This window comes from Streptomyces sp. NPDC096013 (genome assembly GCF_044763565.1).
GTDB lineage: Bacteria > Actinomycetota > Actinomycetes > Streptomycetales > Streptomycetaceae > Streptomyces.
Window position 1 is genome coordinate 153,877 of the sequence record NZ_JBIWGK010000017.1, and the last position, 22,797, is coordinate 176,673.

General features: G+C 70.2%; 22 protein-coding genes and 5 tRNA genes. 20 read left to right on the top strand and 7 right to left on the bottom strand.

Annotated elements, in window-relative coordinates:
• Positions 1–9 precede the first annotated feature (9 nt).
• Complete coding sequence (locus tag ACIRB1_RS38960) at positions 10–3,855, bottom strand: nitrate- and nitrite sensing domain-containing protein (RefSeq protein ID WP_403468853.1); 3,846 nt, start codon at positions 3,853–3,855, stop codon at positions 10–12.
• 570 nt (positions 3,856–4,425) lie between these two features.
• Here ACIRB1_RS38960 and ACIRB1_RS38965 point away from each other — a divergent pair.
• From ACIRB1_RS38965 to ACIRB1_RS39010, 10 genes are all read left to right on the top strand, one after another.
• On the top strand, positions 4,426–4,611 hold the full coding sequence (locus ACIRB1_RS38965) for a hypothetical protein (protein WP_329258262.1): 186 nt from the start codon (positions 4,426–4,428) through the stop codon (positions 4,609–4,611).
• Between the two features lie 77 nt (positions 4,612–4,688).
• Positions 4,689–5,465 carry a fumarylacetoacetate hydrolase family protein gene (locus ACIRB1_RS38970; RefSeq protein ID WP_266772911.1) on the top strand — a complete coding sequence of 259 codons (777 nt, stop codon included), beginning with the start codon at positions 4,689–4,691 and terminating at the stop codon, positions 5,463–5,465.
• Positions 5,458–6,933, top strand: a complete 1,476-nt coding sequence (gene gltX / locus ACIRB1_RS38975) for a glutamate--tRNA ligase (protein ID WP_403468854.1) — start codon at positions 5,458–5,460, stop codon at positions 6,931–6,933. Before ACIRB1_RS38970 ends, gltX begins: the two co-directional genes overlap by 8 nt.
• 114 nt (positions 6,934–7,047) lie before the next feature.
• Positions 7,048–7,707 (top strand): DUF4241 domain-containing protein, encoded by a 660-nt coding sequence (locus ACIRB1_RS38980; protein WP_403468855.1) that lies wholly within the window; start codon positions 7,048–7,050, stop codon positions 7,705–7,707.
• 50 nt (positions 7,708–7,757) lie between these two features.
• Positions 7,758–8,489 carry an HAD family hydrolase gene (locus ACIRB1_RS38985; RefSeq protein WP_403468856.1) on the top strand — a complete coding sequence of 244 codons (732 nt, stop codon included), beginning with the start codon at positions 7,758–7,760 and terminating at the stop codon, positions 8,487–8,489.
• A gap of 90 nt (positions 8,490–8,579) precedes the next feature.
• Positions 8,580–8,651: transfer RNA gene (locus ACIRB1_RS38990), tRNA-Gln, on the top strand.
• A gap of 43 nt (positions 8,652–8,694) precedes the next feature.
• Positions 8,695–8,767: transfer RNA gene (locus ACIRB1_RS38995), tRNA-Glu, on the top strand.
• Positions 8,768–8,828: 61 nt separating this feature from the next.
• Positions 8,829–8,901 (top strand) — tRNA-Glu (locus ACIRB1_RS39000).
• Positions 8,902–8,921: 20 nt separating this feature from the next.
• Positions 8,922–8,993, top strand: a tRNA-Gln gene (locus ACIRB1_RS39005).
• A gap of 27 nt (positions 8,994–9,020) precedes the next feature.
• Positions 9,021–9,093, top strand: a tRNA-Glu gene (locus tag ACIRB1_RS39010).
• A 155-nt stretch (positions 9,094–9,248) separates the two neighbouring features.
• On the opposite strand, the gene ndgR is transcribed toward ACIRB1_RS39010, so the two are convergent.
• Positions 9,249–9,965 (bottom strand): IclR family transcriptional regulator NdgR, encoded by a 717-nt coding sequence (ndgR, locus tag ACIRB1_RS39015; protein ID WP_019068721.1) that lies wholly within the window; start codon positions 9,963–9,965, stop codon positions 9,249–9,251.
• Between the two features lie 189 nt (positions 9,966–10,154).
• Between ndgR and leuC the strand changes: the two genes are divergently transcribed.
• The 4 genes from leuC to ACIRB1_RS39035 all read left to right on the top strand — a co-directional run bounded on the left by leuC (position 10,155) and on the right by ACIRB1_RS39035 (position 13,435).
• On the top strand, positions 10,155–11,579 hold the full coding sequence (gene leuC / locus ACIRB1_RS39020) for a 3-isopropylmalate dehydratase large subunit (RefSeq protein WP_328828560.1): 1,425 nt from the start codon (positions 10,155–10,157) through the stop codon (positions 11,577–11,579).
• Between the two features lie 5 nt (positions 11,580–11,584).
• The gene (leuD, locus tag ACIRB1_RS39025; RefSeq protein ID WP_352182298.1) at positions 11,585–12,178 is read left to right on the top strand and encodes a 3-isopropylmalate dehydratase small subunit; all 594 of its coding nucleotides are present in this window, start codon (positions 11,585–11,587) and stop codon (positions 12,176–12,178) included.
• A gap of 264 nt (positions 12,179–12,442) precedes the next feature.
• Positions 12,443–12,673: a hypothetical protein gene (locus ACIRB1_RS39030; RefSeq protein ID WP_019068724.1), complete on the top strand. Its 231-nt coding sequence runs from the start codon at positions 12,443–12,445 to the stop codon at positions 12,671–12,673.
• Positions 12,674–12,811: 138 nt separating this feature from the next.
• Positions 12,812–13,435 carry an HU family DNA-binding protein gene (locus tag ACIRB1_RS39035; RefSeq protein WP_352182297.1) on the top strand — a complete coding sequence of 208 codons (624 nt, stop codon included), beginning with the start codon at positions 12,812–12,814 and terminating at the stop codon, positions 13,433–13,435.
• Positions 13,436–13,554: 119 nt separating this feature from the next.
• Here the strand turns inward: ACIRB1_RS39035 and ACIRB1_RS39040 are convergent, their stop codons facing one another.
• Both ACIRB1_RS39040 and cofC read right to left on the bottom strand, forming a co-directional pair.
• Positions 13,555–13,758 carry a hypothetical protein gene (locus ACIRB1_RS39040; protein ID WP_403468857.1) on the bottom strand — a complete coding sequence of 68 codons (204 nt, stop codon included), beginning with the start codon at positions 13,756–13,758 and terminating at the stop codon, positions 13,555–13,557.
• A gap of 9 nt (positions 13,759–13,767) precedes the next feature.
• Positions 13,768–14,427 (bottom strand): 2-phospho-L-lactate guanylyltransferase, encoded by a 660-nt coding sequence (gene cofC / locus ACIRB1_RS39045; RefSeq protein WP_403468858.1) that lies wholly within the window; start codon positions 14,425–14,427, stop codon positions 13,768–13,770.
• A 145-nt stretch (positions 14,428–14,572) separates the two neighbouring features.
• On the opposite strand from cofC, the gene ACIRB1_RS39050 reads away from it, so the two are divergent.
• The 3 genes from ACIRB1_RS39050 to ACIRB1_RS39060 all read left to right on the top strand — a co-directional run bounded on the left by ACIRB1_RS39050 (position 14,573) and on the right by ACIRB1_RS39060 (position 17,704).
• On the top strand, positions 14,573–15,382 hold the full coding sequence (locus ACIRB1_RS39050) for a lysophospholipid acyltransferase family protein (RefSeq protein ID WP_352182294.1): 810 nt from the start codon (positions 14,573–14,575) through the stop codon (positions 15,380–15,382).
• A complete protein-coding gene (locus ACIRB1_RS39055; RefSeq protein WP_403468859.1) occupies positions 15,379–16,389 on the top strand; it encodes an NAD(P)H-dependent glycerol-3-phosphate dehydrogenase in 1,011 nt (336 codons plus the stop codon). Before ACIRB1_RS39050 ends, ACIRB1_RS39055 begins: the two co-directional genes overlap by 4 nt.
• Positions 16,390–16,546: 157 nt before the next feature.
• Positions 16,547–17,704, top strand: a complete 1,158-nt coding sequence (locus tag ACIRB1_RS39060) for a D-alanine--D-alanine ligase family protein (RefSeq protein ID WP_352182292.1) — start codon at positions 16,547–16,549, stop codon at positions 17,702–17,704.
• 20 nt (positions 17,705–17,724) lie between these two features.
• Here the strand turns inward: ACIRB1_RS39060 and ACIRB1_RS39065 are convergent, their stop codons facing one another.
• Together ACIRB1_RS39065 and ACIRB1_RS39070 are read right to left on the bottom strand one after the other, a co-directional pair.
• Positions 17,725–18,216, bottom strand: a complete 492-nt coding sequence (locus tag ACIRB1_RS39065; protein ID WP_403468860.1) for a DUF3515 domain-containing protein — start codon at positions 18,214–18,216, stop codon at positions 17,725–17,727.
• Between the two features lie 20 nt (positions 18,217–18,236).
• Complete coding sequence (locus tag ACIRB1_RS39070) at positions 18,237–18,470, bottom strand: Lrp/AsnC family transcriptional regulator (RefSeq protein WP_003997603.1); 234 nt, start codon at positions 18,468–18,470, stop codon at positions 18,237–18,239.
• Positions 18,471–18,727: 257 nt separating this feature from the next.
• Here ACIRB1_RS39070 and ACIRB1_RS39075 point away from each other — a divergent pair, with 257 nt between their 5' ends.
• Positions 18,728–19,693 (top strand): thiamine-phosphate kinase, encoded by a 966-nt coding sequence (locus tag ACIRB1_RS39075; RefSeq protein ID WP_352182290.1) that lies wholly within the window; start codon positions 18,728–18,730, stop codon positions 19,691–19,693.
• Complete coding sequence (gene thiD / locus ACIRB1_RS39080) at positions 19,690–20,484, top strand: bifunctional hydroxymethylpyrimidine kinase/phosphomethylpyrimidine kinase (protein WP_403468861.1); 795 nt, start codon at positions 19,690–19,692, stop codon at positions 20,482–20,484. Before ACIRB1_RS39075 ends, thiD begins: the two co-directional genes overlap by 4 nt.
• A 131-nt stretch (positions 20,485–20,615) precedes the next feature.
• Here the strand turns inward: thiD and rpmB are convergent, their stop codons facing one another.
• Positions 20,616–20,801: a 50S ribosomal protein L28 gene (rpmB, locus tag ACIRB1_RS39085; RefSeq protein WP_003973430.1), complete on the bottom strand. Its 186-nt coding sequence runs from the start codon at positions 20,799–20,801 to the stop codon at positions 20,616–20,618.
• Positions 20,802–21,060: 259 nt separating this feature from the next.
• Here rpmB and ACIRB1_RS39090 point away from each other — a divergent pair, with 259 nt between their 5' ends.
• Entirely contained in the window at positions 21,061–22,797 is a 1,737-nt protein-coding gene (locus ACIRB1_RS39090; protein ID WP_403468877.1) for a DAK2 domain-containing protein, read from the top strand.

Here is a 22,797-nt window from a genome sequence, read left to right on the forward strand (position 1 = left end):
CTGGCTCAACTAACGCTCCTGCTGGTGAGTGGGGCTGGGGAAGCTGCCGGTCTGGCCGGTACCCGTACCGGCCTGTCGACCCTGTGCGATGCCCCGACGGAGATTGGTCAGCCGGCCGCGTACGTCATCAGGCGCACGGGAGACCTGCGGACCGGTTTGGTGCTGTTGCTGCTGAGCCGTACCCGGGACGAGGTTCGCCCTGGGCACCCGGCGCGGCAGGCCGGAGGTGGTGACGCCGCCCGCGGCCGGTTGCCGTACGCGCTCCGCCTGCCGAACGAGATCGTCGTTCGGCGAGCTGCGCCAGGTACCGCCCGTGGGACGTTGAGGGGGTGTCGCCGGAGCCTGGTGTGCCTGCGGCTGCGGGGCGGGCGCGGAGCCGTTGCTGCTCTGGCTCTGCTGCTGTTCCGCCTGCTGGCCGTGGAACCAGTTGGTCTCCAGCGTGTCGTACAGCGGCGTCCTGCCGTCGCCGGGACCCGTGGCAGGCGGCAACGCCTCGGGCTCCTGGCGGGTGGGACGCTGCGGGGCGGGCGGTCGCTGGGCGCCGTAGTCGGCACCGTTGCGGTTCCCGTTGACCTGCGGACGCTCGAACTGCCCGGTGTTCGCGGGGTTCTGACGGTTCGGCAGATTGTGCTGACCGGTGGACCCGTTGTCAAAGCCGGGGTTCGCGAACTGCCCGTTGGAGCCGGTGTCGTAGGCCTGCGGGACGGCGAACTGTCCCGTGTTGGCCGGGTTCGACGGGTTGTTGGCCGGGCTGTTCGGGGCGCCGAAGACGTCCGAGCGGACGAACTGGCCGCCGTTCTGCGGGGAGTTCACGCCGGGACGCGGGGCGTCGAAGTCCGGCCGCGGGAACGAGCCCGTGTCCTGGGGGCCGTTCGCACCCTGCTGGGGGAACTGCCCGGGGTTGTGCTGGCCGTTGGCGCCGGGACGCGGGAACTGGCCGCTGTCCTGTGCGTCGAAGCGGGGTATCGCCGGCATCTCCGTCGTGGCCGCGGGGCCCTGGCGGTCGTCGATGCGCGGCATCCGGGAGGTCTGCTCGGCCTCGCGCTCGTCGTGACCACGCGGGGCGTCGAGATTGCCGCGGCCCAGCGGGGGCTGCGCGTTCTCGTCGCTCCAACTCGGGCGCTGCTGGCCGTTGTTGCCACCCGGCAGCTCGGCGCGGGCACCACCGCGGGGCGGCAGCTGAGGCTGTCGTCCACGGCGTCGGCCACCACCGCGGGGCGGCTCGGGCTCGTCGTTGCCCGTGCGCTGCGGCGGAACCGGGTTGCTGTTCTGCGGCGGGGGACCGCCGAAGGCGTCCTGGCGTCCGTCACCGAAGCCCTGGCCGCCGCCCGCACCCGTGGCCTGGAGGCCCTGCGGGGCAGCGGGCGCCTGGCCGAAGAGACCGCCGCCGGTGTTCTGCCGGCCCTGCGGCGCCGAGGGACCCTGCGGTCCACGCGCACCGCCCGGGCCACCGGGACCGCCGGGACCACCCGGACGTCCACCGCCCGCACCGGGCAGCGCGGCCCGCGGGCCCTGACCGGCACCGACCTGGCCGCGCGGAGCGGCCCCGGCACCGAGAAGTCCTCCGTTGCCACCGCCCGGCGCACCGGCGCCGAGGGCGGAGCCGCCCTGGCCGTTGCCCCGGCGGGCCGCACCGGCACCGGCCGTGGCGGCCGCGGCGGCGGCGCCGACGGCGGCCTGACCGGGCTTGCCCGGAGCGGGCTTCTTGCCGCCCTGGGCGACATCGACGGGGAGCATGACCAGCGCGGTCGTACCACCGGAGTCGGAGGGGCGCAGCTGGATGCGGATGCCGTGGCGCTGCGACAGGCGGCCGACCACGAACAGACCCATGCGGCGGGAGACCGAGACGTCCACGGTGGGCGGCGACGCCAGCCGCTCGTTGATCGCGGCGAGGTCCTCGGGGGAGAGGCCGATGCCGGTGTCGTGAATCTCGATCAGCACCCGGCCGTCGGGCAGCGCGTGACCGGTGACCTTGACCTTCGTCTGCGGGGAGGAGAACGAGGTCGCGTTCTCCAGCAGCTCGGCGAGGAGGTGCACGAGGTCGTTGACCACGCGGCCGGCGACCTCGGTGGTCGGCACGGAGGCCAGCTCGATGCGCTCGTACTGCTCCACCTCGGAGGCGGCGGCGCGGAGCACGTCGACCAGCGGGACCGGACGGGTCCAGCGGCGGCCGGGCTCTTCACCGGCGAGGACCAGGAGGTTCTCACCGTTACGGCGCATGCGGGTCGCGAGGTGGTCGAGCTTGAAGAGCGAGGACAGCTGGTCCGGGTCGGCCTCGCGGGACTCCAGCTCGGAGATGAGCGAGAGCTGACGCTGGATGAGGCCCTGGGAACGGCGCGAGAGGTTGGTGAACATCGCGTTGACGTTGCCTCGCAGGAGGGCCTGCTCGGCGGCGAGGCGGACGGCCTCGCGGTGCACGTCGTCGAAGGCCGCGGCCACCTGGCCGATCTCGTCCCGGGAGTGCACACCGACCGACTCCACGGACGTGTCGACGTCCTGCGGGTCGGACTCGGAGAGCTGCTTGACCAGCTCGGGCAGCCGGTCCTGGGCGACCTTGTTGGCGGTCTCCTGGAGGCGGCGCAGCGAGCGGATCATGGACCGGGCGATGACGAAGGCGCCGACGAGGGAGACACCGAGCACGAGCAGGATCAGCGCACCGGAGATGATCGCCTCGCGCTCCGAGGCGGAGCGCAGCTCGCGGGCCTTCTGCTCCATGTCCTCGAGCAGCGTGTGCTCGATCTTCTTCATCTGCTCGATCTTCGTCGAGCTGTCGTCCACCCAGTCCTTGTAGGACCGCTTGTCCAGCGAGGCCAGACCGTTTGAGTTGTCGAGGACGCGCTGCGCGTAGGTGTCGGCCGACTCGATGGTCGGGTTGCCGTCCTCGATGGGCGCGATGAGTTCCTCGGCGCCCTGGGTGCCGTAGATGTTGCGGAAGATGCTCAGCTGCGACTTCTCGCTCTCCAGGGCGGAGTCGGCGTAGAGCCGGTCGTTGTCGGAGAGCTTGCCCTGCTCGGTGTTGTTGTTCGGCAGGGCCGCCGCGATCACCGCGCGCTGGACGGAGGAGAACTCCTTGGCGGCGGAGAAGGCCGCCAGGGCGCGCGTGCGCTGGATCATCTCCGGGTTGCTGGTGGCCTCCGCCATGTCCTGCGAGAGGTCGAGCAGCTGGGTGATCAGCCGGTGGTAGGCGTCGACCGTCTGGGTCGAGTTCTGCTTCGACTGGTACGCCGTCTTGCGGATCTTGTCGAGGTTGTCCAGCTCGGTCGCGAGTCCGACCAGGCTCTCCCGGACGCCCTGGAGGTTGCCGCTCTTGCTGGCGCTGTCGACCTCTTCCGAGGCGTTGATGAAGTTGTCGCGGGCGCGGTCGGTCTTCTGCTCGTAGCCCTTGACCTGGTAGTCGGTGGCCTTGCCGCCGTGCGAGAGGGGACCGGCCGACTGGTCGCGCTCCTCCTGGAGCGCGGTGGCCAGCTCGGTCGCCTGCTTGGTCATGTCCGTCAGCAGCTTCATGTTGTCGAGCTGCTGGATCTCGGTCATGGAGTCGCTGATGCGCAGCGCGCCGAGCGAGGTGGCCGCGACCACCGGGAGCGCGAGCAGCGACACCAGGCGCGTGGAGATGCGCCAGTTGCGCAGAGCGACGCGCGAGCCGGGTCCGGGCGAGCCGGTCGGCGGCTTCACCGGGGGTAGGGGGGTCTGGGCTGCGGACGCACCGGGACGACCGGCGCCTCCACCGTCTCCTGACGGCGCCGGGCCCGGGTTCTGGGCGTGCTGGGGCGAGGAGCTGCCGGTCTTGGGGCCAGCCCCGCCATGCGGCTCCGGCTCCGCCGAAGCACTGCCATCCCTCTTGAAACGTCCCTGCACTAGCGTCGCAACCTCTGGACCAGGCGCCCCTCCGCGAACGGAAGGACGGTGTCGGCGTCTTAGGGAGCGCCCTGAACGCGCACCCCAGTGTGTGGTCGTGAGTGACCGGCGCTGCTCCCCCTTCCGCCGCCCTCGGCGCTGCGTTGCGCGCTCTGAGCGCCGGGCTGATTCTGCGGCGGTCCGTGGAATTCCAGCACAGTGCAGGATCTCCAACAAGGCCCGTAGGCCAGGCTGTGACCTGTGTGACACCGCGTGAGGACTGCGTCACGAGACGTAGAAAGCTATTCACTCCAAAGGGGGCAAATCCCTACGGCCTTCAGGGGCATGTCATGTGCCCAAGTCGCCATGATCAGGAGCGGAATGACAGCTTCAGGGGGTCAATGTCCGTTTCGTAGAGGTGAGTTGGCCGTCCGAATTGGTCGGTATGCCCAGCGCGTGGTGAGCAAACTCACACCCCGATCACGGCCTCTTCACGTCTTCGGCCGGGAATTGAATGTTTAGCCTGACGCTTTACATGAGGGCAGAAACTGCCAACCACCCACCCACGGACGACGAGGGTCGAGTACAACAGTGAAGACGACGATGATGTTCCGCAACATTGCCAACCCGCGACGCACGACGCTGGCGCACCTCGCGGACGCCGAGGCGTTGCAGACGCCGGAGCTGCAGGAACACTCGCTCGACCTGCCGGCCCAGACGGCCAACCCGCGCCGCACCATCCTCATGGAGATCCCGGTCACCGCCGCCGCGGAGTAGTCGCGCGAGCAGGCGCCCCGCACCGCGTTAGCCTGGAGCGTCAGACTCCAGCCAGCTCAGTGAGGGGCGCCCATCCCGTGCGCATCGCCAGATTCTCCATCGACGGGAACGTCGCCTTCGGCGCGGTAGAGGGCGACAAGCCGGACGAGCTCGTCCTCGACATCATCAAGGGCATCCCGTTCGCGGACTTCGAACTCTCCGGTACGAAGGTCCCCTTGAGCAAGGTCAGGCTGCTGCCGCCGGTGCTCCCGAACAAGGTCGTCGCCTACGGCCGCAACTACGCCGAGCACGCCAGGGAACTGGGCAACGAGGTGCCGGACGCCCCCTTCGCCTTCTTCAAGCCGTCCACCTCGGTGATCGGCCCCGGCGACGCGATCCAGTACCCCTCCTTCACCGAGGACCTCCACCACGAGGCCGAACTGGCCGTCGTCATCGGCCGGATGTGCCGCGAGGTCCCGCGCGAGCGCGTCAAGGACGTCATCCTCGGCTATACCTGCGCCAACGACATCACCGCGCGGGACGTCCAGAAGCGCGAGAAGCAGTGGGCCCGGGCCAAGGGCTTCGACACCTCCTGCCCGCTCGGCCCCTGGGTGGAGACGGACCTCGACCCGAGCGACCTCACCATCCAGCTCACCGTCAACGGCCAGCAACGCCAGCTCGGCCGCACGAGCGAGATGATCCACTCGATCGAGGATCTGATCGTCAACATCACCGAGGCCATGACGCTGCTCCCCGGCGACGTGATCCTCACGGGCACCCCGGCAGGCGTCGGACCGCTCACCGTCGGCGACGAGGTCGCCGTCACCATCGAAGGCATCGGCACTCTCACCAACAAGGTTGTCAAGCGTGGCTAGCGCACCCGTACGCGTCCGTTTCTGCCCCTCGCCGACCGGTAACCCGCACGTGGGCCTGGTCCGCACCGCCCTGTTCAACTGGGCGTTCGCCAAGCACCACCAGGGCACCCTGGTCTTCCGCATCGAGGACACCGACGCGGCCCGCGACTCCGAGGAGTCCTACGACCAGCTGCTCGACTCCCTGCGCTGGCTGGGCTTCGACTGGGACGAGGGTCCCGAGGTCGGCGGCCCGCACGCGCCCTACCGCCAGTCGCAGCGCATGGACATCTACCAGGACGTCGCCCGCAAGCTCCAGGACGCCGGCCGTGCCTACCCCTGCTACTGCTCCACGGCGGAGCTGGACGCCCGCCGCGACGCCGCCCGCGCCGCCGGCCGCCCGTCCGGCTACGACGGCCACTGCCGCGACCTCACCGCCGAGCAGAAGGCGGCCTACGAGGCCGAGGGCCGCACGCCGATCATCCGCTTCCGGATGCCCGACGAGACGATCACCTTCACGGACCTGGTCCGCGGCGAGCTGACCTTCACCGCGGAGAACGTGCCGGACTACGGCATCGTCCGGGCCAACGGCGCCCCCCTGTACACGCTCGTCAACCCGGTCGACGACGCCCTGATGGAGATCACCCACGTCCTGCGCGGCGAGGACCTGCTCTCCTCCACCCCGCGCCAGATCGCCCTCTACAAGGCGCTGATCGACCTGGGCATCGCCAAGGAGATCCCCTCCTTCGGGCACCTGCCGTACGTGATGGGCGAGGGCAACAAGAAGCTCTCCAAGCGCGACCCGGAGTCCTCGCTCAACCTGTACAGGGAGCGCGGTTTCCTCCCCGAGGGACTGCTCAACTACCTTTCCCTGCTGGGCTGGTCGCTCGCGCCCGACCGGGACGTCTTCTCCATGGACGAGATGGTCGCGGCCTTCGAGATCTCCGACGTGAACCCCAACCCGGCGCGCTTCGACCTCAAGAAGTGCGAGGCGATCAACGCCGACCACATCCGCCTGCTCGACGTGAAGGACTTCACCGAGCGCTGCGCCCCCTGGCTGAGGGCGCCGTTCGCCCCCTGGGCGCCGGAGGACTTCGACGAGGCCAAGTGGCAGGCCGTCGCGCCGCACGCGCAGACCCGCCTGAAGGTCCTCTCCGAGATCACGGACAACGTGGACTTCCTGTTCCTCCCCGAGCCGGTCCGGGACGAGGCGTCCTGGGCGAAGGCCATGAAGGAGGGCTCCGACGCCCTTCTCCGCACGGCCCGCGAGAAGCTGGAGTCCGCGGACTGGACCTCGGCCGAGTCCCTCAAGGAGGCCGTCCTGGCCGCCGGTGAGGTCCACGGCCTCAAGCTCGGCAAGGCGCAGGCCCCGGTCCGCGTCGCCGTCACCGGCCGCACCATCGGCCTGCCGCTCTTCGAGTCCCTGGAGATCCTCGGCAAGGAGAAGACCCTCGCCCGGATCGACGCGGCCCTCGCCAGGCTGGCCGCGTAACGCACGCACGCGTGAAGGGGCGGCGGCCGTCGACCGGCCGCCGCCCCTTCGGCGTTGTCAGTACGGGGCGTTAGGGTTCCGGTGCATCGAAGATCGTCCCCGAGAGGCACCCGCATGCCGATGACCGCACGTGACTACGGCTGGATGTTCACGCCCGGCAGCACGTTCACGCAGGACGAGACCGGCACAGTCGGCGTGATCCACCTCGCGGACGCCGGCCGGCTCTGGCTCCCCACCGGCCAGGTGGTGGCCTGCGACCCCTTCGTCTGCCTCGGCGGCGGCGAGGTCGAACCCTTCACGGTCACGGTCGAGCCCGGCCGCTACCGCGTCGAGGCGGCGGTCGCGACCCTCACCCAGCCCGACGAACCCCCGTCCGACAAGCCCCACCTGCGCATCGCCGCCGCCCGCCTGGTCATACGCGACGAACCCACCGCCACCTGGGAACTCGCCCTCCAGTCCGGCCAGGACCTCGCCGAACTCACCGAGGACGAGTTCTACGGCTACGGAGTGGACGCCGGCACGGGCGCCTTCTACGACGCCTCCGTCGACGGCTCCTTCCCCGAGTGCGAGGGCGACGAGGGCCCGCTGTGGGACGCATTCGAGGAACACGGCCACGCCCCGGGCCCGTACCTGGTCACGTCCCCCTCCACCGGCCACACCCTGGCGGCCTTCGGCTCCGGCTGGGGCGACGGCGCCTACCCCACCTGGGTCGGCCGTACGGCCTCCGGTGACGTCACCTGCTTCGTCACGGACTTCTTCGTCGTCCCCGTGTGACGGCCGGCCGGGGGCAGACGCGCCCCCGGACCCCGGGTTACCGTCGGATCATGACCATTCGGGCCGTCGTATGGGACGTCGACGACACCTTGTTCGACTACACCGGTGCCGACCGCGCGGCGATGCGCGAGCACCTGCTGGCCGAGGGCCTGGCCGACGGGCCCGCGAGCCTGACGGAGGCCCTGGAGCGCTGGCGGGAGGCCACCGAGCTCCACTGGGCGCGCTTCTCGGCGGGCGAGGTCTCCTTCGAGGGACAGCGCCTGGACCGCGTACGGCTGTTCCTGGGGCGGGAGTTGACCGACCCCGAGGCCGAGGACTGGTTCCGGCGCTACAAGACCCACTACGAGACCGCCTGGGCCCTCTTCCCGGACGTCCTGCCCGTCCTGGACGCCCTCGCGGCCACCCACCGGCACGCGGTCCTCTCCAACTCCAGCCTCACCGTCCAGGACCGCAAACTGCGCGCCCTCGGGGTGTACGACCGCTTCGAGGCCGTCCTGTGCGCGGCCGAACTGGGCGTCTCCAAGCCCGAGGCCGGGGCCTTCCTCGCGGCCTGCGAGGCGCTGGAACTGCCGCCGCACGAGGTGGCGTATGTCGGAGATCACCCCGAGATCGACTGGCGGGGTGCCGCGGACGCCGGCCTGCTGTCCGTGTGGATCGACCGTCACGGCGGACCCACTCCTGGTGAGGCCTTCGTGGGGCGGCACCGGATCGCCTCGCTCGCCGAACTCCCCGCGCTCCTCGGCGCTGATACCCGTTTTGGAGCCCCGTCCACCTTCAGGTAATGTTCTTCCTGCGCCGCCGGAGAGCGGGCCGAAAGGCCGGGAACCGGAGGCGCAGACTAGAACAAGATCCCGCAGGGGATTGAGTTTCAGTGGCCTATGGTGTAATTGGCAGCACGACGGTTTCTGGTTCCGTTAGTCTAGGTTCGAGTCCTGGTAGGCCAGCTCGCAGAGCTCATCTGCAACCGCAGAGACCCAGCTCTGCAAAGCCCCCGTTGTGTAGCGGCCTAGCACGCTGCCCTCTCACGGCAGTAGCGCCGGTTCGAATCCGGTCGGGGGTACAGATCCTTCCCAGGAAGGTGGTCGGGTCGCACCCGCCGCCTCTCATGCAGGATCGCTAGGGCCCCCGTTGTGTAGCGGCCTAGCACGCTGCCCTCTCACGGCAGTAGCGCCGGTTCGAATCCGGTCGGGGGTACGCTTTACCTTGAATCACCTTGGTCTATGGTGTAATTGGCAACACTACGGTTTCTGGTACCGTCATTCTAGGTTCGAGTCCTGGTAGACCAGCTTTGATCTGCGGAAACGCATGATCTGGCCCCCGTTGTGTAGCGGCCTAGCACGCTGCCCTCTCACGGCAGTAGCGCCGGTTCGAATCCGGTCGGGGGTACATACAGCAGAGCCCCTCCACCTCGGTGGAGGGGCTTTCGCGTTGTCCGCCCGGTGCGTCAACTCGGCGTGGGGCGCGAGGAGTTCGGGGTCCGGACATGACGAAGGGCCTGCCGCGGCGTTGAGGCAGGCCCTCCTTGAGATCTTCCCGGCGGATCAGCCGGTGCGGCGCAGGGCCTCGGAGAGACGGGCGGCGGCGTCGATGACCGCCTGGGCGTGCATACGGCCCGGGTGGCGCGTCAGGCGCTCGATCGGGCCGGAGACGGACACGGCGGCCACCACGCGGTTCGACGGGCCGCGCACGGGCGCCGAGACGGAGGCGACGCCCGGCTCGCGCTCGCCGATCGACTGGGCCCAGCCCCGGCGCCGTACGCCCGAGAGGGCGGTGGCCGTGAAGCGGGCGCCCTGGAGGCCGCGGTGCAGGCGCTCCGGCTCCTCCCAGGCCATCAGGATCTGGGCCGAGGAACCGGCTTTCATCGTGAGGGTCGAGCCGACCGGGACCGTGTCCCGGAGTCCGGACAGGCGTTCCGCCGCGGCCACGCAGATGCGCATGTCGCCCTGGCGGCGGTAGAGCTGAGCACTCTCGCCGGTGATGTCCCGCAGATGCGTGAGCACCGGGCCCGCCGTGGCGAGCAGACGGTCCTCGCCGGCGGCCGCGGCCAGCTCGGCGAGCCGGGGGCCGAGGATGAAACGGCCCTGCATGTCGCGCGCCACCATGCGGTGGTGTTCCAAGGCCACGGCCAGCCGGTGTGCCGTGGGTCGTGCCAGCCCGGTCGCCGCGACCAGACCCGCGAGGGTGGCCGGACCGGACTCCAGGGCGCCCAGGACAAGGGCTGCCTTGTCCAGGACGCCGACGCCGCTACTGTTGTCCATGAAACGATACTCGCGTCTCACTCTGTGAAACGCAAGTTCCTTTTTTCGTGAGACGCGCAACTCTTGTAGGCACAGCGGCCCGCGTACCAAACGGGCCAGGCGGCGGCTGCCCGTGAACCAGGGGTGCGAGCGCCGTCTCCTCAGGATCTCTAGTTGGGCCGGCGCGTTCTGCCGGCCGGAGGGAAAGCGATGGGTAGGACACTCGCGGAGAAGGTCTGGGACGACCATGTCGTCCGGCGCGCCGAGGGCGAGCCCGACCTCCTCTTCATCGATCTGCACCTGCTGCACGAGGTGACCAGCCCGCAGGCCTTCGACGGTCTCCGTCAGGCGGGCCGTCCGGTGCGGCGCCTCGACCTCACCATCGCCACCGAGGATCACAACACCCCGACCCTCGACATCGACAAGCCCATCGCGGACCCGGTCTCCCGGGCCCAGCTGGAGACGCTGCGCAAGAACTGCGCCGAGTTCGGCGTCCGCCTGCACTCCCTGGGCGACGTCGAGCAGGGCGTCGTCCACGTCGTGGGACCGCAGCTGGGGCTGACCCAGCCCGGTACGACGGTCGTGTGCGGTGACTCCCACACCTCCACCCACGGCGCCTTCGGCGCGCTGGCGTTCGGCATCGGCACCTCCCAGGTGGAGCACGTGCTGGCCACCCAGACGCTGCCGCTGGCCCGCCCGAAGACCATGGCCATCACGGTCGACGGGGAACTGCCCGACGGCGTCACCGCCAAGGACCTGATCCTCGCGATCATCGCGAAGATCGGCACCGGCGGCGGCCAGGGCTACATCCTGGAATATCGCGGCCCGGCCATCGAGAAACTCTCGATGGAGGCTCGCATGACCATCTGCAACATGTCGATCGAGGCCGGTGCCCGCGCGGGCATGATCGCCCCCGACGAGACCACCTTCGAGTACATCAAGGGCCGCGCCCACGCTCCCGAGGGCGAGGACTGGGACGCCGCCGTCGCGTACTGGAAGACCCTGAAGACCGACGCGGACGCGGAATTCGACGCCGAGGTCGTCATCGACGGTCCCTCGCTGGCGCCGTTCGTCACCTGGGGCACCAACCCCGGTCAGGGCGCGCCGCTTTCGGCGTCCGTCCCCGACCCGGCATCGTACGAAGACGCTTCGGAGCGCGTCGCCGCCGAAAAGGCCCTGGAATACATGGGGTTGGCGGCCGGACAGCCGCTGCGCGACATCAAGGTCGACACCGTCTTCGTAGGTTCATGCACCAACGGCCGTATCGAGGACCTGCGCGCGGCCGCCGCGATCGTCGAGGGCCGCAAAGTCGCCGACGGCGTACGGATGCTGGTCGTTCCCGGCTCCGCGCGGGTCGGTCTCCAGGCCGTCTCCGAGGGCCTGGACGTCGTCTTCAAGGAGGCCGGCGCCGAATGGCGGCACGCGGGCTGCTCGATGTGTCTGGGCATGAACCCGGACCAGCTGGCGCCCGGTGAGCGCTCCGCGTCCACCTCCAACCGCAACTTCGAGGGCAGGCAGGGCAAGGGCGGCCGTACGCACCTCGTCTCGCCGCAGGTCGCCGCCGCGACCGCCGTGCTGGGCCACCTGGCCTCGCCCGCCGATCTGTCCGACGCCCCTGTGCCCGCTGGAGTCTGAGAGTCATGGAAGCATTCACCACGCACACCGGCCGGGCCGTCCCGCTGCGCCGCAGCAACGTGGACACCGACCAGATCATCCCCGCCCACTGGCTCAAGAAGGTGACCAGGGACGGCTTCGAGGACGGACTCTTCGAGGCCTGGCGCAAGGACGAGAACTTCATCCTCAACCGCCCCGAGCGCAAGGGCGCGACGGTCCTGGTGGCCGGCCCCGACTTCGGTACGGGCTCCTCGCGCGAGCACGCCGTGTGGGCGCTGCAGAACTACGGCTTCAAGGCCGTCATCTCCTCCCGGTTCGCCGACATCTTCCGCGGCAACTCGCTGAAGAACGGCCTGCTCACGGTGGTTCTGGAGCAGAAGATCGTGGACGCGCTCCAGGACCTCGCCGAGAAGGACCCGCAGGCCGAGATCACGGTCGACCTGGAGGCCCGCGAGGTGCGCGCCGAAGGCATCACCGCGGCCTTCGAACTCGACGAGAACGCCCGCTGGCGGCTGCTGAACGGGCTGGACGACATCTCCATCACCCTCCAGAACGAGGGCGACATCGCCACGTACGAGGCCAAGCGCCCCTCGTACAAGCCGCGGACGGTCCAGGTCTGACCCGAACCGCCGTACCGGGTCGAGAATCGGCCACGCGACACCCCGTCTGTACCCCCGATCGCCACGATTGGGGGTACAGCCATGTCTGCACCCGAACGGCCCTGCGCGCCTGCAACGCTTTGCTCAACTCCCTGTGTTAGACAGGGTGTTGACTGGGTAAGCGCAGCTTTGAGCCAAGGCTGTCGCCGGGCTCCGGAACGCTGTTTGAGGCACCAGTTGCTACCCCCGCAGGCGACAACTCGCCCCAGATGGCACAATCTGTGCATGGAACACGACGGCCAACTCAAGCTCTATGCGGCAGTCGCGGACCAACTCAAGGAAGCGCACACAAGGGTGCGCGCACTGCAAGTCCCGGAGGGCGTACGGATGGCGCTGGCCCGGAAGCTGCTGGTCATTACGGCCGCGGCCAAGCACGATCTCGCCGACGCGACAAGGCGGCTGGACCGGTTCACGGCGGACCTCGACGCGGGTCGATTCCCGGAAGAGGAACGCTGAAACAAGTCCAGGGCAGCCGAGTTCGTTGCGGCGCACGGGTGATTAGCCCGTTTCGTGTTTGATTTGCGGTATATATCTGCCTAACGTGCGAAAAAGCCGGTGCAGTTTCGTTCCGGCAATGTCTCCGAAGGGGAAGACGTGAACAAGGCGCAGCTCGTAGAAGCGATTGCGGACAAGGTCGGTGGCCGTCAGCAGGCCGCCGAGGCGGTCGACGCGGTTCTGGACGCGGTCGTCCGTGCCGTCGTCAATGGTGACCGTGTTTCGGTCACCGGCTTCGGTTCGTTCGAGAAGGTCGACCGCCCGGCCCGTTACGCCCGCAACCCCCAGACGGGCGAGCGGGTTCGGGTCAAGAAGACCTCCGTGCCGCGCTTCCGCGCGGGCCAGGGTTTCAAGGACCTGGTGAGCGGCTCGAAGAAGCTCCCGCGCGGCGGCGAGGTCGCCGTCAAGAAGGCGCCCAAGGGCAGCCTGAGCGGCACCGCTTCGGCGACGGTCAAGAAGGCCGCGGCCAAGAAGACCACCGCCAAGAAGGCGACGGCCAAGAAGACCGTGGCGAAGAAGACGGTCGCCAAGAAGACCACCGCCACGGCCAAGAAGACCACGGCCAAGAAGGCGACCGCCAAGAAGACGGCGGGCGCGGCCAAGAAGACCACGGCCAAGACCGCCACCGCCAAGACCGCGGCGAAGAAGGCCCCGGCGAAGAAGTCGACGGCTCGCAAGACGACGACGCGCAAGACCACCGCGCGCAAGTCGACCGCCAAGTAGGCCACCACGCGCCGGCAACAAGGGCGCAAGGTACTCACGCGCCGGGCCGGACCCCTTCCGGGGGTCCGGCCCGCGGCGTCTCCAGGGGCCCGCGGTGAAAGCCGTACGGAAAAGGGTGGTCAGAAGGTCTGTAGCGTCACCAGGGTGACTCTGAGGTCCTCCTTGGGTCCCTCGGTCTCGATCCGCACCCGCTGGCCCGGCCTGAGCAGCCGCAGGCCGCCCGCGTCGAACGCGGGGGCGTCGAAGGACACCGGGGTGCCGTCGTCGAGCAGCACACTGCCGGTGCGGGTCTCGGCGTCGTAGGTGTAAGCGGTCGCCTGCATGGCCGCAGCCTACTGCCGGCCCGCCCCCCACGGCTGTCCCGGGATCAGCAGCCCCGCCGCCGCTGCCGCCGTGCGCGGTCCCACCCCCAGCTCCAGCGCCGCCCGCAGATCCTCGCCGGTGTCCACGTCCTGGCGTACGGAATCCACCGCGTCCAGGGTGAGTTCGCGCGCCCCCGAGGCACGATGGCGGGCGCGGGAATCCGTGCCGAATGCGGGGCGCAATTCGCGGCCCTCTCTCGCCGTGAGCAAGGTGGTCCCGATTGCGGCCGCATCCGGGAGAAAAGCGCGCGGGAATTCAGCGGCCGCGTCCAGGACCCGGGCCAATTCGGCGGGGCGCAACGCCGGCAGATCGGCGTTCAGGGCCGCGACGGCGCTTTCGGGACGGGAAACCCGTACGGCCGCCGCGCCGTGCCGCAGAGCGGCGTTCAGGCCGCCTCCCGGCTCGTCCGCGACGATCCGGGCGCCCAGCGCGGCCAGTTCGCGGCCGGCTAGGGCGTCGTCCGTGACGACCGCCACATCGCGGACCCGCGGGCAGGCCAGCGCGGCTGCCACGGTGTCCTGGGCGAAGGCGAGGGCGAGGCCGGGGCGCAGCCCGTCGCCGGCGGTGTCCGAAAGCCTGCTCTTGGCTCGCGCCAGAGGCTTCAGGGGGATGACCAAGGTCCACTGCACGGGCGTTCCGTCCCTCTCTTGTCGCGGCCATTGTCACCCGGCGCCCCTGGCGGTGTCGGTGGCGGGGCGTACGGTGTTCCTCGACAGACCGGCGGCCTGGGGCGACACTTGTGCGGCCCCCCAGGTCCTAGAGGAAGGTGTTCGCGTGCCCCGCCGCAGAATCGGGTTCTGGTACCGCTTCGCAGCGGTCCTCTGCAAACCGCCGCTGGTGGTTCTGATCAAGCGGGACTGGCGCGGAATGAAGCACATTCCGGCCGAGGGCGGATTTATCACCGCGGTGAACCACAATTCGCATGTTGACCCCCTTGCTTACGCTCACTTTCAGTACAACACCGGACGCGTTCCGCGATTCCTCGCGAAGAGCGGCCTTTTCAAGAAGGGATTCGTCGGCGCCGCGATGCGCGGTACCGGACAGATCCCCGTCTATCGCGAGACCACGGACGCGTTGAGTGCCTTCCGCGCCGCGATCGACGCCGTGGAGCGCGGTGAGTGCGTCGCGTTCTATCCCGAGGGGACCATCACCCGGGACCCCGACCAATGGCCGATGACCGGCAAGACCGGTGCCGCGCGGGTCGCCCTTCAGACCAGGTGCCCGGTCATTCCCGTGGCGCAGTGGGGCGCGAATGAATTGCTCCCGCCCTACGCCAAGAAGCTGCACGTCTTTCCCCGCAAGACCAGCCATGTGCTCGCGGGCCCGCCGGTGGACCTCACCCGGTTCTACGGCAAGGAGATGAGCCCGGACCTCCTCAAGGAGGCGACCGAGGTCATCATGGCCGACATCACCCGCCTGTTGGAGCAGATCCGCGGCGCCAAGGCACCCGAGACGCCCTACGACCCGCGCCGCGAGCGGATCGAGCAGCGGCGCCGGACGGCCGCGGAAACACAGGAGTTGGAGTCTCGGGCCGAGTCGGCGGCCGAGCCGAAGGTCGAGCAGGAAGAGGGGCAGGGCACGTGAGCAAGCCGGTCAAGGCGGCTGTCTTCAGCGCCGGTTCATGGGGCACGGCTTTCGGCATGGTGCTCGCCGACGCGGGCTGCGAGGTCACGCTGTGGGGGCGTCGCGCGGAAGTCGTCGAGGCCATCAACTCCTCGCGTACGAACCCCGATTACCTCCCCGGTGTCGAACTCCCGGCGAACCTGCGGGCCACCACCGACGCCGCCGAGGCCGCCGCCGACGCCGACTTCACCGTCCTGTCGGTCCCTTCGCAGACACTGCGCGCCAACTTGGCCGACTGGACACCCCTGTTGGCGCCCGACACGGTCCTCGTCTCGCTCATGAAGGGCGTCGAACTCGGCTCCGTCATGCGGATGAGCGAGGTCATCGAGGACGTCGCGAAGGTCGGCCGGGACCGTATCGCCGTGGTCTCCGGGCCCAACCTCGCGCGGGAGATCGCCTCCCGGATGCCGGCCGCCGCGGTGGTCGCGTGCACCGACGAAGCGGTGGCCCGCCGGCTCCAAGCGGCTTGCCACACGCCGTACTTCAGGCCGTACACCATCACCGACGTGGTGGGCTGCGAGCTGGGTGGCGCGGTGAAGAACGTGATCGGGCTCGCCGTCGGTATCGCGGACGGGATGGGGCTCGGGGACAACGCGAAGGGTTCGCTCATCACGCGCGGGCTCGTCGAGACGACACGGCTCGGGCTGGCGATGGGCGCGGACCCGCTGACGTTCTCCGGACTCGCGGGCCTGGGCGACCTGGTGGCGACCTGCTCGTCGCCGCTGTCGCGCAACCACACCTTCGGCACGAACCTCGGCAAGGGTATGACCCTCCAGGAGACGATCGCGGTCACCAAGCAGACCGCGGAGGGCGTCAAGTCCTGTGAGTCCGTACTGGACTTGGCGCGGCGGCACGATGTGGACATGCCGATCACGGAGACCGTCTTCGAGATCGTGCACAAGGGGAAGTCACCGGTGGTCGCGGTGAAGGAGCTGATGTCGCGCAGCGCCAAGCCGGAACGTCGTTGAGCGCTGCCCCAGGGGGTGCCGCCGCTGTCGTCGCGCGGCTGCCGCGCCGGCGTGGCCTGTCGCGCGGTTCCCCGCGCCTCTCCGGGGCACCGATCGAACCGCCGCTCGTCAACGGACGCTGACTCAAGGCCGTACCACCGGGTACTCTCATCGCGATATGAGCACCGAGAACCTCTCCCAGAGCCCTGAGCAGCCGCCTCGCAAGCCGCGTGTGGCCGTCGTGTTCGGCGGTCGCAGCTCCGAACACGGGATCTCCGTGGTCACCGCCGGCGCCGTCCTCGCGGCCATCGACCGGGACAAGTACGACGTCCTGCCGATCGGCATCACCCGCGAAGGCCGCTGGGCCCTCACCGCCGACGCCCCGGAGCGGATGGCGATCACCGACCGCCGTACGCCGGACGTCGACGAACTCGCCGAGTCGAGCGAGGGCGGAGTGGTGCTCCCGCTCGACCCCGGGAACCGTGAAGTCGTCGTCAGCGAGCCGGGGTCCGTGCCCAAGGCCCTCGGCGAGGTCGACGTCGTCTTCCCCGTCCTGCACGGCCCCTACGGCGAGGACGGCACCCTTCAGGGACTCCTGGAGCTGTCCGGTGTGCCGTACGTGGGCGCCGGTGTGCTCGCCTCGGCCGTTGGCCAGGACAAGGAGTACATGAAGCGGGTGTTCACCTCGTTCGGCCTCAAGGTCGGCCCCTACGTGGTGATCCGGCCGCGAGAGTGGGAGCGGGACGAGTCCGCCGCGCGCAAGAAGATCGTCGATTTCGCGGGTGAGCACGGCTGGCCGCTCTTCGTGAAGCCCGCGCGCGCGGGTTCGTCGATCGGCATCACCAAGGTCGACGACCTCTCCGGCCTCGACGAGGCGATCGCGGAGGCGCAGCGGCACGACCCGAAGATCCTCGTGGAGGCCGCGCTGCGCGGGCGCGAGATCGAGTGCGGGGTGCTGGAGTTCGAGGACGGCCCGCGCGCGAGCGTGCCCGCCGAGATCCCGCCGCCCCAGGAGCACGCGTACTACGACTTCGAGGCGAAGTACATCGACTCGACCCCCGGCATCGTGCCCGCCCCCCTGACCCCGGACGAGACCGCCGAGGTCCAGCGGCTCGCGGTGGACGCCTTCGACGCGGCCTCCTGCGAGGGGCTCGTACGGGCGGACTTCTTCCTCACCGAAGACGGCGATTTCGTCATCAACGAGATCAACACGATGCCCGGCTTCACGCCGATCTCGATGTACCCGCAGATGTGGCAGGCCAGCGGGGTCGACTACCCCGAGCTGGTGGAGCGCCTGGTCCAGGCCGCGCTGCGCCGGTCCACGGGACTCCGCTGAGCCGGTCGGACCTCGGTGACCTAGTCGGCGATCCCCGCGGGGATCGCCTTCTTCACGGACTTCGCCAGGTCGACCAGGGGCGCCAGGCCGTCCCCGGTGCGGTCCTTCGGGATGGTCACCTCGACGTAGGCCTTCCGCAGGGTCGTGGTGAAGCGGAAGGAGCCGTCGTTCTCTTTCACCAGCAGCCAGCCGACGCCGTTCACCTCGACGCCGTCGGCCTCCGGGTCGTTCATCTTGGTCGGCCTGACGACACCGCAGCGCAGTATGATCGCCGGGTTCCCCCAGCCCGCGGTCAGCACTGACGCGGGCTCGGGATCCCGGCGGCCTTGGCCGTCGACCTTTGACGGCAGGGCCTCGTCCAGATTCCGGCACAGCCCGGTGACCTTCGCGCCCGGCGAGGGAACCGCCGCCGACGCGCTGTCGTCTGCCGAGGAGCAGCCCGCAACGGTGATCAGCAGGGCGAGCACGGACAGCCCGATGACGGAACGGTGCCGGTGACGGAGAGAGTTCACCGGCCAAGGGTAGACGGGGGCTACAGATGCACCACCGGGCAGGTCAGGGTGCGGGTGATGCCGTCCACTTGCTGGACTTTGGCGACCACCATGCGGCCGAGGTCGTCGACCGTGTCGGCCTGGGCCCGCACGATCACGTCGTACGGTCCTGTCACGTCCTCGGCCTGGATCACTCCAGGGATCTTGCTGATCGTTTCGGCGACGGTCGACGCCTTGCCGACCTCCGTCTGGATCAGGATGTACGCCTGTACCACGGAACCTCCAGGGCGGCCACGAGGATCATGTGGGGAAAAGGAACGCCACGGTATCGCGTCGCCGCTCGCCGCGGGGAGACCCGCGGAGGCCCGAGGCCGTGTCCGCGCGGTGCCGCCTGCCCCGACGGGACCGCGCGGACCCGACCCGTCCACCGTGCCGGGGTGCGGGCCCGACCGAACTCGACGGTCACCTCGACCGTACCCAGCACACCGACGGCTCGCGACCGGGCGCTGCCGTCACGAGAAGAGGACGAACGATGAAGGGCACCGTGGGTGAGTTGGGAGAGTTCGGGCTCATCAGAGAGCTGACTTCCCGCCTCACCACCACCCCGGCGGTCCGGGTCGGCCCCGGCGACGACGCCGCGGTCGTCGCCGCGCCCGACCGCAGGGTCGTGGCAAGCACCGACATCCTGCTGGAGGGCCGCCACTTCCGCCGCGACTGGTCAACCGCCTACGACGTCGGACGCAAGGCCGCCGCGCAGAACCTCGCGGACATCGCCGCGATGGGCGCCGTACCGACCGCGCTGCTGCTGGGCCTGGTCGTACCGGCCGAACTCCCGGTCACCTGGCCCATGGAGCTGATGGACGGCCTGCGCGACGAATGCCAGGTCGCGGGCGCCTCGGTGGTCGGCGGCGATGTCGTACGAGGCGACACGATCATGGTGTCGATCACCGCGCTCGGTGATCTGCGCGGCCGGGAGCCGGTCACCCGGGCCGGCGCACAGCCCGGTGACGTGGTCGCCGTGACGGGGTGGCTGGGCTGGTCCGCGGCCGGATTCGCGGTGCTGTCGCGGGGCTTCCGCTCGCCGCGCGCGTTCGTGGAGGCGCACCGGCGCCCCGAGCCGCCGTACCACGCGGGTCCCGCGGCGGCCGGGCTCGGGGCGACCTCGATGTGCGACGTCAGCGACGGGCTGATCGCCGACCTCGGGCACATCGCGGAGGCCAGCAAGGTCCGGATCGACATCCGGTCGGGCGCGATCGACGTCCCGACGCAGATGAACGACATCGGGCAGGCCGTCGGCGTCGACCCCATCCAGTGGGTACTCACCGGGGGAGAGGACCACGCGATCGTGGCGACCTTCGCGCCGGACGTGAAGCTGCCGGCCCGCTGGAAGGTGATCGGCGAGGTCCTCAACCCCTCCGCGCTGCCCCAGGTGACCGTCGACGGGGCGCCCTGGACCAGCAAGGGTGGCTGGGACCACTTCGGGGACATCGAGTCGTGAAGCCCCGGGTACTGACGGTGGCCGGCTCCGACTCCGGCGGAGGGGCGGGAATCCAGGCCGACTTGAAGACGATGCTCGCGCTCGGCGTGCACGGCATGAGCGTCGTCACGGCGGTCACCGCGCAGAACTCCCTCGGCGTGCAGGGCGCCTGGGAACTTCCGGCGGAGGCGGTGCGCGCCCAGTACCGCAGCGTCGTCGACGACATCGGCGTCCAGGCCGTGAAGACCGGGATGCTCGCTTCGGCCGAACTCGTCGAGACCGTCGCCGGGTTGATCGGCGGCACGGACGTGCCCGCGGTCGTCGACCCGGTCGGCATCTCGAAGCACGGGGACTCGCTGCTGGCGGACTCCGCGCTGGACGCCGTACGGACGATGCTGCTGCCGGTGGCGACCGTGGCCACGCCGAATCTGGACGAAGTGGCGCAACTCACCGGCGTACGGGTCGAGTCGGAGCGGCAGGTACGGCAGGCCGCGGCGGCCGTGCTGTCGTACGGGCCGCGCTGGGTGTTGATCAAGGGCGGTCATCTGCCGGGTGACGCCGTGGACTTCCTCACCGACGGCTCCGAGGAGCACTGGCTGCGCGCGCCCCGGCACGACAACCGGCACACCCACGGGACCGGCTGCACGCTCGCCTCGGCGATCGCGTCACGGCTCGCCCTGGGGGATGCGGTGCCGGACGCGGTGACGGCGGCGAAGGCGTATGTCACGGGGGCGATCGCGGCGGGGTTCGCGCTGGGGAGCGGGATCGGGCCGGTGGATCATGGATGGGCGCTGCGGAGCGGGCTCTCCTGAGGCGCGGACTTTCTCTAGCTCGGGCTTCCTGGAGCCCGGGTTCTCTGAGAAGGCACGGCAAAAAGCCGGCCCACACGAGGTGGACCGGCTCGATGCAGCGAACCAGCAGTGGCCGCGCGCTCAGCAGTGCGTCAGCGCGAGACCTTGCCGGCCTTGATGCACGAGGTGCAAGCGTTCACGCGCTTCGGCGTCCCACTGACCACGGTACGGACGCGCTGGATGTTCGGGTTCCAGCGACGGGACGTACGGCGGTGCGAGTGCGAGATGTTGTTGCCGAAGCCCGGCCCCTTGCCGCAGACGTCGCAGTTGGCAGCCACGGGTCACTCCAAAGACTTCAGATGCACAGATGCACTTACGGATGATCCCGGCATGCCGGGATCGAGATCGTAGGATCTGGAAGTGGCACTGCCAGGGGGGATGGCCCGATCGGATCGGGCAACCGGAGCAGCATACAACGACTGCGCCAGTACAACGAAACTACCATGCCTGGTCGGGGGCCCGCTCCGGCCCTCCCCGGGCCCGGGCCGCTCCCGCGGTCTACGCTGCGTGCCAGTCCAGCAGCTCAAGGAGGCGCAGGTGCCGCAGGTGCCGCAGACATTCTTCGATGCTCTCGCGGTGCGCACCTGGTGCGGCCTCGCGCTGCGGGCCCTGGGGCGTGCGCGCGAGGAGATCGACGCGATCAACGTGTACCCGGTGGCCGACGGGGACACCGGCACCAACCTGTACCTGACCATGGAGTCCGCCGCCGCCGCGGTCGAGGCGGTCTTCGCCGGGCACGGCACCCTCACCGAGCAGAAACCGCCCCTGGCCGACGCGGCCGGCGCGATGGCGCACGGCGCCCTCATAGGCGCGCGCGGCAACTCCGGGACGATCCTCGCGCAGCTGCTCCGGGGCATGGCCCAGGTCCTCGCCGCCGACGGTGAGACGGCTCACACGGACGGGGAGGGCCTACGGCACGCCCTGCGCCGCGCGGCCGACTCCGCCCGGCACGCGGTGGCCCACCCGGTCGAGGGGACGGTCCTCTCGGTCGCCTCGGCGGCGGCTGACGCGGCCGACGCCACCGAGGGTGACTGCGGGACCGTCGCACGGGCCGCCTACGAGGGGGCGTGCGCGGCGCTGGCCGCGACCCCGGGGCAGCTGGCCGTCCTGGAGCGCGCGGGAGTCGTCGACGCGGGCGGGCGGGGGCTGGTGGCGGTGCTGGGCGCGCTGGTGGCGACGTTCACCGGGGAGTCGCCGGTTTTCGGGGCGCACGCACGCGTGGCTGTCGACGTGACGCACGCACGCGTGGAGGCCGATTTCGACGCCGGTCCCCTTGATGCTCCTTCCGGTGTTCTCGATCCCGCCGACGTCACTCTCTGTGAGGACGATCCGGAAGCCGTCCCGGGAGGCGGCCCCGCCTTCGAGGTGATCTACCTCCTGGAGGCCGACGACTCCGCCGTGGCGCGGCTCCGGCAGCGGCTGGACGCCCTCGGGGACTCTCTCGTCGTGGTCGGCGGGGACGGCCTGTGGAACGTCCATGTGCACGTGGACGACGCGGGCGCTGCCGTCGAGGCGGGCGTCGAGGCCGGGCGGCCGTACCGGATCCGGATCACGCACTTCGCGCTCGGTGACGTGCACACCACCGGTGCCGAACGGCCCCCCAGGGAGCGCGCTCAGCGGGCCGTCGTCGCCGTGGTGCCGGGGGAGGGTCTCGCGGGGCTCTACGGCGAGGCCGGCGCGACCACCGTGCTCGCGCGTCCCGGGGAGCCGCCCGCCAGCGGGGAGCTGGTGGCGGCCGTACGACGGGCCCACGCGCGTGAGGTGGTGCTGCTGCCCAACGACGCGGACCTGCGGCACACCGCCGCCGCTGCCGCCGAGCAGGCCCGGGCCGAGGGCATCCGGGTCGCGCTGATCCCGACGCGCTCCGCGGTGCAGGGGATCGCGGCGCTCGCCGTGCACGAACCGGAACGGCGCTTCGACGAGGACGTCGTCTCGATGACCTCGGCGGCGGGCGCGACCCGGTACGCCGAGGTAGCCGTCGCCGAACGCCAGTCCTGGACCACGGCCGGGATCTGCCAGGCCGGTGACGTCCTGGGGCTCGTCGACGGCGACGTGGCGGTGATCGGCGCCGAAGTCACCGTCACCGCCCGGGCCGTCCTCGACCGCATGCTCGCCGCCGGCGGCGAACTCGTCACCCTGGTCCTCGGCGACGAGGCACCCGTGAGCGTCGCCGACATCCTGGAGAACCACGTCCGGGAGTCCTACCTCGCCGTCGACACGGTGGTGTACCGGGGCGGCCGGCAAGGTGCCCTGCTGCTCATCGGCGTGGAGTAG